General features: G+C 72.6%; 10 protein-coding genes. 3 read left to right on the top strand and 7 right to left on the bottom strand.

Features of this window, described 5'->3' with window-relative positions:
- The first annotated feature begins 20 nt into the window (after positions 1-20).
- Positions 21-1,550 carry an ATP-dependent DNA ligase gene (locus Ae331Ps2_RS14680; RefSeq protein ID WP_075308255.1) on the top strand — a complete coding sequence of 510 codons (1,530 nt, stop codon included), beginning with the start codon at positions 21-23 and terminating at the stop codon, positions 1,548-1,550.
- Here the strand turns inward: Ae331Ps2_RS14680 and Ae331Ps2_RS14675 are convergent.
- The 5 genes from Ae331Ps2_RS14675 to Ae331Ps2_RS14655 form a co-directional block, all read right to left on the bottom strand.
- A complete protein-coding gene (locus Ae331Ps2_RS14675; RefSeq protein ID WP_075308257.1) occupies positions 1,481-2,257 on the bottom strand; it encodes a UTRA domain-containing protein in 777 nt (258 codons plus the stop codon). The two genes, Ae331Ps2_RS14680 and Ae331Ps2_RS14675, sit on opposite strands and share 70 nt — an antisense overlap.
- 71 nt (positions 2,258-2,328) lie before the next feature.
- Positions 2,329-5,463, bottom strand: a complete 3,135-nt coding sequence (locus tag Ae331Ps2_RS14670) for a helicase HerA domain-containing protein (protein ID WP_075308259.1) — start codon at positions 5,461-5,463, stop codon at positions 2,329-2,331.
- Positions 5,460-6,056 (bottom strand): hypothetical protein, encoded by a 597-nt coding sequence (locus tag Ae331Ps2_RS14665; RefSeq protein WP_249265257.1) that lies wholly within the window; start codon positions 6,054-6,056, stop codon positions 5,460-5,462. The genes Ae331Ps2_RS14670 and Ae331Ps2_RS14665 overlap by 4 nt, the downstream gene beginning before the upstream one ends.
- A 25-nt stretch (positions 6,057-6,081) precedes the next feature.
- A complete protein-coding gene (locus Ae331Ps2_RS14660; RefSeq protein ID WP_075308263.1) occupies positions 6,082-7,146 on the bottom strand; it encodes a hypothetical protein in 1,065 nt (354 codons plus the stop codon).
- Positions 7,143-7,649 carry a DUF4365 domain-containing protein gene (locus tag Ae331Ps2_RS14655; RefSeq protein ID WP_075308265.1) on the bottom strand — a complete coding sequence of 169 codons (507 nt, stop codon included), beginning with the start codon at positions 7,647-7,649 and terminating at the stop codon, positions 7,143-7,145. Before Ae331Ps2_RS14655 ends, Ae331Ps2_RS14660 begins: the two co-directional genes overlap by 4 nt.
- 115 nt (positions 7,650-7,764) lie before the next feature.
- Between Ae331Ps2_RS14655 and Ae331Ps2_RS14650 the strand changes: the two genes are divergently transcribed.
- Both Ae331Ps2_RS14650 and Ae331Ps2_RS14645 read left to right on the top strand, forming a co-directional pair.
- The gene (locus Ae331Ps2_RS14650) at positions 7,765-9,210 is read left to right on the top strand and encodes a GuaB1 family IMP dehydrogenase-related protein (RefSeq protein ID WP_075308267.1); all 1,446 of its coding nucleotides are present in this window, start codon (positions 7,765-7,767) and stop codon (positions 9,208-9,210) included.
- A gap of 43 nt (positions 9,211-9,253) precedes the next feature.
- Positions 9,254-10,078: a class II aldolase/adducin family protein gene (locus Ae331Ps2_RS14645; RefSeq protein ID WP_020624480.1), complete on the top strand. Its 825-nt coding sequence runs from the start codon at positions 9,254-9,256 to the stop codon at positions 10,076-10,078.
- Between the two features lie 51 nt (positions 10,079-10,129).
- Here Ae331Ps2_RS14645 and Ae331Ps2_RS14640 read toward each other — a convergent pair whose 3' ends face one another.
- Both Ae331Ps2_RS14640 and Ae331Ps2_RS14635 read right to left on the bottom strand, forming a co-directional pair.
- Positions 10,130-11,410, bottom strand: coding sequence for a PhoH family protein (locus tag Ae331Ps2_RS14640; protein WP_043278933.1), 1,281 nt, complete (start codon positions 11,408-11,410; stop codon positions 10,130-10,132).
- A 454-nt stretch (positions 11,411-11,864) separates the two neighbouring features.
- On the bottom strand, positions 11,865-13,118 hold the full coding sequence (locus Ae331Ps2_RS14635) for a hypothetical protein (RefSeq protein ID WP_075312364.1): 1,254 nt from the start codon (positions 13,116-13,118) through the stop codon (positions 11,865-11,867).
- Positions 13,119-13,193 lie beyond the last annotated feature (75 nt).

Here is a 13,193-nt window from a genome sequence, read left to right as displayed (position 1 = left end):
GTCGCTGCTTCACTGGCTCGGTGCTGTTCACCGACGTCGTCACCACCTCGGCCGCGGTCGGGGCGACCCGCGCGCGGAAGGAGAAGACCGCCGCGCTCGCCGGGCTGCTGCGCGCCGCCGCGCCGGTCGAGGTCGTGCCGGTCGTCGCGTGGCTGTCCGGAGTGCCCCGGCAGGGCCGGATCGGCACCGGCTGGCGGACCCTGTCGGGCGTCGACGTGCCGGCCGCGGCGGGGCCGTCGCTGACGGTGGAGCGGGTCGACGCAGTCCTCGACGAGCTGGCCGGCACCGCGGGGGCGGGCTCGGCGGCCCGGCGCCGTGAGCTGCTCACCGAGCTGTACGGCGCCGCCACCGCCGAGGAGCAGCGGTTCCTGCACCGCCTCCTCACCGGCGAGCTGCGTCAGGGCGCGCTGGAGGGGCTGATGGTCGACGCCGTCGCCGCCGCGGCCGAGGTGCCGGCGGCGTCGGTGCGGCGGGCGTTCATGCTGTCCGGGCGGCTCCCCGAGACGGCGGCGACCGCGCTGACCGGCGGTGAGGAGGCACTCGCCGGGGTGGCGCTGGAGGTGGGCAGGCCGGTCCGGCCGATGCTCGCCTCCCCCGGTGACTCGCTCGACGCCGCGCTGGCCGGGCTCGGCGCCGACGTGACCGTCGAGCACAAGCTCGACGGCGCCCGCATCCAGGTGCACCGCCACGGCGACGAGGTGCGGGTGTGGACCCGGACGCTGCGCGAGATCACCGCTCGCGTGCCCGAGATGGTGGATCTGGTCCGTGGGCTGCCGTGTGACACCGCGGTGCTCGACGGCGAGACCCTCGCCCTCGACGACGACGGCCGCCCCCGCCCGTTCCAGGACACGATGAGCCGGTTCGGGACCGAGGAGTCCGGCGGCGAGGTGATGCTGTCGCCGTTCTTCTTCGACCTGCTCCACCTCGACGGCCGCGATCTCGTCGACGAGCCCACCGAGGTGCGGCTCGACGCGCTCGCCGGGCTGCTGGCCGCCGACGTCCACGCCGCGCTGCGGATGCCGGGGGTCCGGCGGCCGTCGCCGGAGCAGGCGGCCGCGGTCCTCGAGGAAGCGCTGACGGCGGGGCACGAGGGCGTCGTCGTGAAGGACCTGGCCGCGCCGTACGCGGCCGGTCGGCGCGGCAAGGCCTGGCAGAAGGTGAAGCCGGTGCACACCCTGGACCTGGTGGTGCTGGGCGCCGAGTGGGGCTACGGGCGGCGCACCGGGTCGCTGTCGAACATCCATCTCGGCGCCCGCGACCCGGACGGCGGGGAGCCGGTGATGGTCGGCAAGACGTTCAAGGGCATGACCGACGAGCTGCTGGCCTGGCAGACAGCGACCTTCCCCGACTACGAGACGTCCCGGGAGCCGGGGGTGGTGCACCTGCGCCCGGAGCTGGTCGTGGAGATCGCGCTCGACGGCGCGCAGCGCAGCACCCGCTACCCGGGCGGTGTGGCGCTGCGCTTCGCCCGGGTGCTGCGCTACCGGCCGGACAAGACCCCGGCCGAGGCCGACTCCCTCGACGCGGTGCGGGCGCTGCTGTCCGACTGAGCCGACCCGGCGCCGTCGCGGGCCGCGGTCACCGTCCCGGTCGGGTCGGCACGCAGCACACTGACGGCGAGGACCCGACCGTCGCCGCCGGTCAGGGTGCGTTCGGCGCCCAGCAGCGGGGCCCCGGCGGCGACACCGAGCAGCGCCGCGGAGTCCGGGTCGGCGGGCACCGGGCCGGAGCGGGTGTCCGCCCACACCGGGTGCAGCCCTGCCTCGGTCAGCTGCTGGGCGAAGGGGCCGGTCCCGGGCACTGCGAGCAGCCGCGCCGCGGCCGTGGTCGTCACGTAGTGGGTCTCCAGCACCGCGCCGCCGCCGGCCGTCGCCGAGACGCACTCGGTGCGCAGGCACGGCGCCCCGACCGGCACACCGAGCCACTCGGCGAGCACGTCGGGCGCGGCGATCCCGGTGCGCTCCAGCCAGCGCGGGAGGCGGGTGCCCGTGCCCGTGACGGCGGCCCGTCCGGGGTAGTGCGGGCGGGCGACGATCCGGTACCCGGTTGGCCCCGGCCGCAGCAGCCCCTCCTCGCCCAGCAGACCCAGGGCGGCCCGGACGACGGCGCGCGGCACGGCGTGGCGCACCATCAGCTCGTCCTCGCCGGGCAGCAGGCCCCCGGGGCGCCCGCCCCCGGCCACCGCGATGCGCAGGAGGTCACGGAGCCGGCGCACGTCTGCGGCACGCACACGAGGGTTCGGCGACGGCACCGGCATGTACCCGACGGTAGGACGGCGTCGTTTCCCCACCATTGACGCCGGGTCACACACAGATGACGGCCGCTTCGTCAGTCCGTCCGTCCCTCCGCGGCCCGGCGGACGACCTCGTCCTCCTCCGGCGGGCTGGGAGGGTGATGGCTCAGGCACTGCGGTGAGCGCATCAGGTCGAAGGGCCGCCCCTCGGTGGCGAGGTAGAACTGCCCGGTGCCCAGACGCGAGATCTCGTTGACCGTGCCCCCCTTGTCGCGGGCCAGGCTCTTGGCGGCGGAGATCTGCGCGGCGGAGTTGAGGAAGCCATAGAACTGGGTGGCCGCGTTGCCCGACACCTGGTTGTGCAGGCCCTTTGGTGCCTGAGTCGCGAAGATGAGCCCCAGCCCGTACTTGCGGGCCTGGGAGGCGAGGGCGATGGTGCTGGCGGTGCAGGCCGTGTGCGCTCCCGAGGAGGCGTAGTTCTGGGCTTCGTCCATGACGAGCAACCCGCCCAGGGGACGCTCTCCCGCCGGGTTCGCCTTGATCCAGGAGAACAGCGCCATCTGCAGTTGGTTGACGAACGCCTGGCGCTGCTCCGGCACCGGCAGCCCGACGAAGCTGATCACCGAGATCCGAGCCCGGCGCCCCGGCGGCGGGGTCAGCAGGACACCAGGATCCAGCGGCTCGCCCGTCTCACGGAGCAACGGGTCGTTGATCCGTGCCGCACGCAGTGCCTCCGACATCTCCTCGGCCAGCTTGACGCCGGTGCGCAGTGTGGTCAGGTCCTCCGGCAGCTCCGCCAACAGCTCGACGAGCCCGCCGAGCGAGGTCCCTCCCTGTTCCACGAAGTAGGTCAGCACTTCGCGCAGCACGGCTTTGCCCTGGGCGAGTTTGCGGCCGCTCAGTCCGGTATGCGGTTCGAGACTGGACACGGCTGAGTCGACGGCCATGCGGAACTCGTCCTCGTCATCGCTCACCGCCGCGAAGTCGGGAAGCGGACGAAGTGTGAGCGGGCGTCCACGGCTCCGTCCCGGAGTCCAGATGACGACCTCGGTCCCGTCCAGGTACGTCTCCGACCGTTCCTGGTCACCTGGCAACCAGTGGACCGGCGGTCGGGGCCACGGGTCCCCCAGCCGACACAGGTCGTTGTTGATGTCCAGGACGATCGAGGAGACGCCCTGCAGCGCGCATTCTTCGACCAGGCGCCGCAGCAGCACGGTCTTGCCCGACCCTGATCCCGCGAAGACAGCCGTGTGTTTGCGGAGGGCCTCGACCGGGAGCGCGACCGGCAGCCCGTCCGCCCCTGGCCCGATGAGTGCGCGAGGTCGGGGGTCGGTCTCGTCGGCGTCCGGTTGCTGGGCATGTGGGGCGGGGACGGCTTCGGACCCGGCCGATGCGTCGTGTACTCCGCCGGGCTCCACAGCGGGAGCACCTGGTCCGGGCAGGAATCTACGGAAGAGCTCGACGGACTCCGCCGGTCGCCGGGTCAGCAGCCAGTCTCTCCACCCGGGAGCGGCACGGCGACGCATCGCCTCGAGCGCGGTGAGGGTCCGGATGTCGGCCTCCCCGAGCGGGACTGCGACACCGCCCTGGGCCTCCAGCCGCTCGACGGTCTCCGCCGTGATCCGGCCACGTGGCCAGTCGCGGTTCCGGAGCAGCACCAGAGCCCGTCGCTGCGCCCCGCCGGCAACTCCGGCTTCCGTGCGGGCTGCCGTGATCCGGCTCTGGACCGCGCGCGCATTGGAGTGCGCGATGGCCCGAAAGGTGTAGTGCACCTCGTTCTCGGTGCTGTCGTCGAGGGTGTGCCGGAGCCGGGCATGCACCGGAGGGCGACGGGCACGGACCGTGTCGACGCTGAAGGCGTTGCCGCCGTCACCCATCTCGACGATGTAGGCCTGGAGCCCTGCCGCGAGCAGGCGCTGCATCAGCTCGTCCTCCTGCTCGGGGTCGAACGGCGCCGACACGTCGGCAGCCGCCCGTAGCTTCTCGAACTCTGCGTCGAGCCCGTTCAGCCGTTCAGGATCGGCGGCGACCGCGGGCAACGCCGTGCGGGAGACATCCTGCAGATCGGACAGCTCGCTGACTCGGCCGGCTTCCAGGCAGGCTCGGACGTGTTCCTCCACCGTTCGCAGCAGGCGCCGTGGTGTGTAGGCACCGATGCCGTCGAACGCCTCAGGTCGCACCGGCCAGGTCGGGTACGGCGGAACGTGGCCTGCCTCGGCGTAGAGGCCTCCGAGGTGCTCGGCGACGATTGCACGGGCCACCTCGTCGTCAGGCATGACGCCCTGCAGGGTCAGGACCCGGAAGCGGTCCTTGGCCGACTCGACCGCACCGGCGGTGAGCAGCGTCCAGGAGGTCGGCAGGCAGGCGACAACGGTCAGGGTGCACCGGGTGAGTTCCCGCAGCTCCATCAGACCGTCCGCGACGTTGCCCACCGTCTGCGCGGCCGTGGTCTGCGGAGCTCGTGCATCGTCGAATGCGGTGGACGCAGAATGGCTGATCAGCGGGTCGATCTGGTCGACGGCAAACACCGACGGGCCGGTCAGGGCGAGTAACCGGGACAGGTCGCGCAGCACCAGCTTCCGTGACCGGGCAGGGGCGGGCCGGAAGCCCCACTCCTCGCGCGCGGCCTCCTCGACGTCCCCGTCGTTGCTCAGGTAACCGTTGCCGACCTCGTGCACCTCTGGCCGGTCGGCCCGGAAGAGGACGAGTGCACGCAACGTGTCCTGGCAGTCGTTCCAGACCTGGGCGTCGAGCCGGCGCAGGACGGCGAGCAGGGAGTCGAGATCCGCGCGTGCCACGAGAATCGTCCCTGCGATTCGCGACACCTCGACGGGTGGAAGGCCGCACGCCGTCGCGAGCCGCCGCAGCAGCGGTGACAGTTGGTCCACCGATCCCGCCTGGAACCCGTCCAGGATGCCGTGGACAGCGTTGCGCCAGAAGTCGTCCCCCTCCATCAGCCGGAGCAGGAAGAAGTAGCCATCGATCTCCTGGACCCGCTGCCGCAGCCAGCGCAGCAGGTGGGTCTTCCCGACACCACGTTCGCCCTGCAGGACGATGCCCACTGGGCTGGCCCGTCGTGCGGCGCTCTTGGGAACCGCGGCCCACAGCGCGCGAGCCGCCGGTGCGTGCAGGCCCTCGACGTGCTGTTCGACGGGACTCCAGATGTCCTCCGCCGTCATCGCAGAGCTGAACTGCACTGCTTCGAGGGCGGCGAGGTCGTCGCCGATCATCCGTTCTCGATCATGATCATGTGGCGCGGTTCTCCGGCGACGGTGACGGCAGCCTCGTGATCCGCCGCGGTCAGTGCTTTCGTGTTGGGTTCCGACTGCAGGTGGACGCCGGGTGAGACGGCCAGGTCGGTGAGCGCGGCGTCGACATCACCCCGGGACAGATCGGCGAGTTCCTTGCGCAGCCGCGACAGGCCGACCCAGCCTCCGGGTTCCGTGAGTCGGGCCACGGCGTCACGGATGCGTGCCTGCGGGTCGGGTCGGTAAGGAAACAGCTCCGACAACGGGATACCGGTCCGCTCGATGCCGTGCAGGATCGCGTAGAGCGCGCCGCCGAGATACCCCGCACGATCCGGGCGCGTGGCGCCGAGTTCCTGCGTGCACCAGGCGGTGCCGGCGTCGCTGATCTCGTGGACGAACCCCCGGCCGACCTTCCTCGAGTCGACGAGACCGTGTTCGTTGAGGCGACGACGGGGTTCACCGTCGAGCCTCACGCCACCTGCCTCCTGGAGCTGAGCGTTGGTCAGCTCCCGCCCCTCGGCGAGCAGCGTGAGGAGCACCGCTCGCTCCCGCTGGTTCAAATCCACCCTGGTCACGTACATCCTCCGATTCCGCAACGTGTCACGACGCGCCCCCGCTGTTGTCGACCATCAGCTCGATCCGGCCGTCTCTGGTGGTCAGCTCACCGCGAACCTGGACCGGTCGGGACCGGTCGTAGCGGCGCACGACGCGCTCATAGGTGGACTGGTCCGGGAACCGGACCCAGATCGTGCGGCCCCGCCGGGCACCGTGCGCCGGTGCGACCTCTCCCGACAGTCGCGCTCGCCACCGGTCGTCCGATCCCGGCTCGTCGTGCAGACCGTCCACCATGCCCGCGGCCGTCGCCGGACCGCTGACTCCCGACCTGGACAGCCGTCTCATCCCTTTTCTGAGCCCCTCGCCCGCTCCGGCCGCGAAGCCGACCTTCTCGACTCGCGCGGATGCAACGGGCCGGTCCTGCTCCGGTGTCCGTATCGCCCACCGGAAGCTGAACTCGAAAGCGTCGTCGTCCTCCCCCGCCAGCCTCGCGAGAGCCGAGCAACACTCCAGGGAGACGCCCTGTAGGGCCACGTCCTCGAACGAGGCGCCGCGGTTTCCCACTGTCTCGGCCAGCGCACGGGCCGCGTTACGCACCTGCAGCGACACGGCCCGATGGCTGGACCTGTCGGGGCGTTCCCGAGTGTCGAAGAACAAGGAGAACCCGGGCAGGTCCCGTGGTCCGGGACCGAGATCGACCGCATCGAGGAGATCACGGACCGGTCGGGGCTCCCCCTTCGGGAATCGCAGGTGCGGACCCTCGGAGACGGCCCGAGCCGACTCCCGGACGAAGCTGCGCAGCCCCTGGAGCGCGGATGCGCCCTCGGATATCGTCAGTGTGCTTTTCCGGCGGACGGTGATCTCGTCGACGGTGGGATGACGCAGTGCGCGTCGTACGTCATCGACAAGGCGCCCCTCGGCCCGTGCCACGGTCCGGAGCAGCTCCGACACCCGCTGCGGGAAGTCCCCGACCCCGGAGGACCCTGGCAACAGCACTTCCAGACCATCGAGGGCCCAGATGCCGGCTCCCCTCCATGCCAGCCCGGTGTCGGTCCATCCGGTTCCACGCAGGTAGTCGGCGAGCTGGTCGACACTCGGATCGTCGGTCACCGTGCGACCACCGGGTCCAGCTCGACGAGTCGACGGAGCGAATCGGGGGTCAGAACGTTGGCCAGCGGCAACCGGACCGTGGTTCCGGCCCTACCCTGCTCGTCGGCGAAGAGTGTCCGGTCGCGGAGCGACGTCACATACCCGATCGTCCGAAGCAGCAGCCCTGAGGTGAACATGTCCGAGAACCGGTCCGTGTCACGAGGGACGACGACCACGACCAGGTAACGCGCCACCTGGAACCGGTCCCCGGCCAACCGGTTGAAGCTCTTGCGGTCGAGACCCCTGAAGGTCAGGCAACCGGCCCCCCACGACGGCGACGCCGTGGTCTTGATCTGCATCTCGACCGCGCGGGCGAACCCGGGGCCGGGAGCCGGCATGCGCACACCGAGATCGATGCCGTCCCGATCGAGCTCGTCCTTGTAGACGGTGAGCCCGGCGGCGGCGGCAAGCACGCGTACGTACGCTTCGCCGAAAGAACCACGGTGATTGTTCGGGTCGAGCATCCGCGCCTTTCTCGGACGCCGATCACCCGCCGGCGCGGGGCGAACCCTATGAGTGACCGATCAACCTCCGCGAGAGCCGGTCGGGTGTATCGAGGAGGCGTACAGTCTCGATACCGTGCGCTTCCTCGACGACCGCCGGCCCGAGCACGACCTGACCTACGACGACGTCTTCCTCGTCCCACGCCGTTCCACCGTGACGTCCCGCTTCGACGTGGACCTCACCGCCCCGGACCGTTCCGGGGCCACGGTGCCCGTGGTGGCGGCGAACATGACCGCCGTCGCCGGACGTCGGATGGCCGAGACGCTCGCCCGGCGCGGCGCGCTGACCGTGCTCCCGCAGGACGTGGCGACCGATGCCGTCGCCGAGATCGTGTCCTGGATCAAGTCCCGGCACCCGGTGTGGGACACCCCGCTGGTGCTGCGCACCTCCGACGCGGTCGCCGACGCGCTGAACCTGCTGCCCAAGCGGGCCCACGACGCCGTCGTGGTCGTCGACGACGGCGGCCGCCCGGTCGGCACCGTGTCCGAGGCGCACTGCGCCGGGGTGGACCGCTTCACCCGCCTCGCCGACGTCCTCGATCCGGACCCGCTGGCGCTGCCGCTGGGCACCGAGCCGCGCGAGGTGTTCGAGCAGCTCGACACCCGCCGCAAGGCCGTCGCGCTCGGCCTCGACGGCGACGGCCGCCTCGCCGGCCTGCACACCCCGCTCGGCGCGATCCGCGCCGGGATCTACTCCCCCGCCCTCGACGGCGCCGGCCGGCTGCGCACCGCGGCCGCGATCGGCATCAACGGCGACGTCGCGGTGAAGGCGAAGGCCCTGCTCGACGCCGGGGTGGACGTGCTCGTCGTCGACACCGCGCACGGCCACCAGGAGAAGATGGCCGACGCGCTCGGCGCGGTCCGCCGTGTGGTCGACGAGGCCGGGGCCACGGTCCCGGTCGCCGCCGGCAACGTGGTCACCGCCGAGGGTGTCGCCGACCTGGTCGAGGCGGGCGCCGACATCGTCAAGGTCGGAGTCGGCCCCGGCGCGATGTGCACGACCCGGATGATGACCGGCGTGGGGCGCCCACAGTTCTCCGCGGTCGCCGAGTGCGCCGCCGCGGCCCGCGAGCGCGGCGCCGTGATCTGGGCCGACGGCGGGGTGCGCCACCCGCGCGACGTGGCACTCGCCCTGGCCGCCGGCGCGGCGTCGGTGATGATCGGCTCCTGGCTGGCGGGCACCTACGAGTCCCCCGGAGACCTGCTGCGCGACGAGCACGGCCGCGCGTACAAGGAGTCGTTCGGGATGGCGTCCAAGCGCGCGGTCAGCGCACGCACCCGGGGCGACAACGCGTTCGACCGGGCCCGCAAGGCGCTGTTCGAGGAGGGCATCTCGTCCTCGCGTCAGCGGCTGGACCCGGACCGCCCCGGTGTGGAGGACGTGCTCGACGAGATCTGCTCGGGCGTCCGCTCCGCGTGCACCTACGCCGGCGCCCGCTCGGTCGACGAGCTGCACGAGCGTTCCGTCGTCGGGGTGCAGACCACCGCCGGGTTCACCGAGGGCACCCCGCACGGCCTCTGAGCCACCCCTTGACCCGGCGCGTGATCCGGCGCACGGTCGGGTCATGGCCGCCCCCACGCAGGACACCACCACCAGCAGCTCCGGTACCGCCGCCCTCGGCGGCGGCGGTACCGGCGGTCTGCCGGTCCCACCGACGTTCGCCACCTCCGCCGAGGAGCGCCTGCACCGCAAGCAGCAGCTCGCGGGGGCGTTCCGGATCTTCGGCCGCTTCGGCTTCGGCGAGGGCGTCGCCGGGCACATCACCGTGCGCGACCCGGAGGACCCGGACATGTTCTGGGTCAACCCGTTCGGCATGAGCTTCCGGCACATCCGGGTCTCGGACCTGATCATGGTCGACCACCACGGCACGGTCCGGCACGGGAACCGCCCGGTGAACCAGGCCGGGTTCGTCATCCACTCGGCCGTCCACGAGGCGCACCCGCACGTCGTCGCGGCCGCGCACGCCCACTCGGTGTACGGCAAGGCGTGGTCGTCGCTGGGCCGGCCGCTGGACCCCATCACCCAGGACGCCTGCGCCCTCTACGAGAACCACGGCGTCGTCCACGAGGGTGCCGGCGCGGTCGTGCTCGACCCGGAGGCGGGCCGGGCCCTGGCCCGCGGTCTGACCGGCCGGCGGATGGTCTTCCACCAGAACCACGGGATCTTCTCCGTCGGCGAGACGGTCGCCGAGGCCGCCTGGTGGTTCATCTCGACCGAGCGCAACTGCCAGGCCCAGCTGCTGGCCGAGGCCGCGGGGACGCCGACGCTCGTCGACCACGCCAACGCGCGGTTCACCGCCGAGCAGACCGGCACGCCCTACGCCGGCTGGTTCTCCTACCAGCCGCTGTGGGACGAGGTCGTGCGTACCGACCCGGACCTGTTCGACTGAGACACACCACGGCCCCCGTCGGCGGCTGCCGACGGGGGCCGTGTGCCGTCGTCAGGAGTTGGGTCCCTCCAGCATCTCGGTGACCAGCGCGGCGATCGGCGAGCGCTCACTGCGGGTCAGCGTGACGTGCGCGAACAGCGGGTGGCCCTTCAGCTTCTCGATGACGGCGTTGACGCCGTCGTGCCGTCCGACGCGGAGGTTGTCGCGCTGCGCGACGTCGTGGGTGAGCACGACGCGCGACGCCGTCCCGAGCCGGGACAGCACCGTGAGCAGCACGTTGCGCTCCAGCGACTGCGCCTCGTCGACGATCACGAACGTGTCGTGCAGCGACCGGCCGCGGATGTGGGTCAGCGGCAGGACCTCCAGCAGGCCGCGGGCGATGACCTCGTCGATCACGTCCTGGCTGACCATCGCCCCCAGGGTGTCGAAGACGGCCTGCGCCCAGGGCTGCATCTTCTCGACCTCGCTGCCCGGGAGGTAGCCGAGATCCTGTCCGCCGACGGCGTAGAGCGGCCGGAAGACCACGATCTTGCGGTGCTGCCGTCGCTCCAGCACCGCCTCCAGGCCCGCGCACAACGCGAGCGCCGACTTGCCCGTCCCGGCGCGTCCGCCGAGGGACACGATCCCGACCTCGTTGTCCAGCAGCAGGTCCAGCGCGATCCGCTGCTCGGCGGAACGGCCGTGCAGCCCGAACGCCTCCCGGTCCCCGCGCACCAGCTTGACCCGCTTGTCCGCGGTGACCCGCCCGAGCGCGTTCGACGCCCCGATCAGCCGCAACCCCGTGTTGCAGGGCAGGTCGCGGGCCTCGTCGTGATCGATGACGCCGTCGCGGAACAGCGCGTCGACGTCCTCCGCGGTCACCTCCAGGTCGGTCATGCCGGTCCAGCCCGAGAACAGCACGTCCTGGCCGTGGTACTCATCGGCGTCCAGACCGACCGCGGCGGCCTTGACCCGCAACGGCATGTCCTTGGTGACCAGCGTGACGTCCGGCGGCACGGACGGGTCCGCCTTCAGGTTCAGCGCACAGGCCAGGATCCGCGAGTCGTTGGAGTCGGTGCGGAACCCGGCCGGCAGGACCGTGGGGTCGGAGTGGTTCAGCTCGACGTGCAGCGTGCCGCCGGACTCGCCGATCGGCACGGGTGCGTCGAGACGGCCGTACCTGACGCGCAGCTCGTCGAGCTGGCGCAGCGCGGTCCGGGCGAACCAGCCCAGTTCGGGGTGGTGACGCTTGGCCTCCAGCTCACTGATGACGACGAGCGGCAGGACGACCTGGTGCTCGTCGAAGCGCTGCAGCGACCACGGGTCGGACAGCAGCACGGACGTGTCGAGCACGTAGCAGCGGGTGGTACCTGCCGGTGCGTCCCCGACGGACCCCTGCGGTGCGGAGGTCGGGTCGGTGAGGGCGGGACGACGATCGGTCACGGGTGCTCCCTCGCAGGCGCGGCACCGCACCTGCTCTGCGTCGGGCCGGCCGGCCCTGGTGCGGGCCGCGACGACGCGGAGGGACCATGGCGGTCCTCCGGCCGGCACGCCCGCGAGGGCCGGGTGCCGGCCCTCTCGGGTGCGTGTGACACCACTCCAGGGCCTCCCGAACGGGCCGCATCGGGTACAGCCCGTCGACATGGACGCTACTAGTGGTCACCCTCGTGCGGTCAATAGCAACGCTCCGTCGGATCGCGACGTTGACCCCTGATGGAACAGTCGTAACGTGCCGTTCATCGTGTGATCGGTACCGTCCGGCGTCAAGTCGGGTAGAGACACCTCGTTCGGCTGCGAGCCGTTCGGCTCAGTCAGGGACCGGCGTACGGAGCAATCCGACCGCTGCCGAGGGTAGTCCGCCGCGATCCGGACCGCGTCCGCTGCCACCGTCGGTGACCAGATCCGACGGCAGGACCGGGGTGTCGAGCAGGGCCGCCAGCGCGGCGGCCGGACCGTCCGGGGCCGCGGCGAGCCGGGCGCGCACGAGCGGGCCGCCCTCGGCGTAGGTGACCGGGTAGGTGCGCCACTGGGGATGGTCGAGGAAGTCGAGCATCCGCCGCGCCCGGTCGTCGTCGACCAGCAGCCATCGGGACAGGTGGGCGAGCACCGCGTCGGGGCCGGCGCCGTCGACGTGGCGCATGAGGGCGGCGTCGAGCCGGACCCGGCCGAGCAGGTCCAGCTCCCGTTCGATCCGCTCGGCGGCCGGGCCGTCGAGGCGCACGCCGACGCCCGCGAGGACGCGTTCGGCGACCGGGCCCCAGCCGGGGCCGGGCACCACGTCGACGGCGGCCTCCGCCGCACCCTCCGCGACGAGCCCCTGCGGGCTGTGGACCAGTCGCAGCGCCAGCTCCGGGTGCCGCGCCGACGCGATCTCGACCCGGCAGTACTGCAGGTGGTGGCCGGGGTAGACCTCGTGGGCGAGCAACGGCAGCAGCGACCCGGCGCGCACCCGGCCGGTCGTCGCGACCGAGACCCGGCTGTGCAGCCCGCCGCGGTAGCGGGTGAACGCCGTCCAGGGACGCGCGCCGACGAGGCCGACGTCGGCGTGCTCGCCGGCCGGGAGCCCCAGCGTGTCGCGGGTGCGGCCGCGCAGCTCCGCGACGACGGCGGCGACCGCGTCGGCCAGCCGGTCGGCGGGGACGACGTCGGCGGCCCGGTGGTCCCGCATCCGGGCGGCCAGCGGACCGCGCCCGGGCAGCACCGCCGCCAGCCTGCGGTGCGCCTCGTGCAGTTCGTCCAGCTCGCTACGACGCGGGACCACCCCGAACAGGTCGCGGACCTGCTCGAGGTAGCCGATGTCGTCGCCGGCGAGCAGCCGGGCCCGGCACCGCAGCGCGACCAGCAGCGCCTCCAGGTACCGGCGACGGTCGGCCGGGAGTCCCGCGGCCGCGACCTCCGCACGCAGCCGTCCGGCCGTGACGACCAGGGCCGCCGGGTCCTGGAGCGGCTCCGCGGCCACCCGCCGGGCGATCGACGGGTACGGCGGCGGCCCGTCCAGCACCCCCGGCCGCAGCCGGTCCAGCCGCGACGCGAGCTCCGCCGTCGCGTGCAGCAGGTCCACCCCCGGAGCGTAGGCGGCCCGGAACCGAACGACCGCGAGGGCGGCCGGTGACGCGTCCGTTCGGACGTATCCGGC

Origin of the sequence: Pseudonocardia sp. Ae331_Ps2, assembly GCF_001932405.1 — a bacterium.
Classification (GTDB): Bacteria; Actinomycetota; Actinomycetes; order Mycobacteriales; family Pseudonocardiaceae; genus Pseudonocardia.
This window is presented reverse-complemented; position numbering and strand designations above follow the sequence as displayed.

Bases quoted from the DNA above. Each gene is read 5' to 3' on its own strand.
- Ae331Ps2_RS14655 (WP_075308265.1), bottom strand. From the start codon at position 7,649: ATGCTCGACCCGAACAATCACCGTGGTTCTTTCGGCGAAGCGTACGTA.
- Ae331Ps2_RS14645 (WP_020624480.1), top strand. From the start codon at position 9,254: ATGGCCGCCCCCACGCAGGACACCACCACCAGCAGCTCCGGTACCGCC.
- Ae331Ps2_RS14670 (WP_075308259.1), bottom strand. From the start codon at position 5,463: ATGATCGGCGACGACCTCGCCGCCCTCGAAGCAGTGCAGTTCAGCTCT.
- Ae331Ps2_RS14675 (WP_075308257.1), bottom strand. From the start codon at position 2,257: ATGCCGGTGCCGTCGCCGAACCCTCGTGTGCGTGCCGCAGACGTGCGC.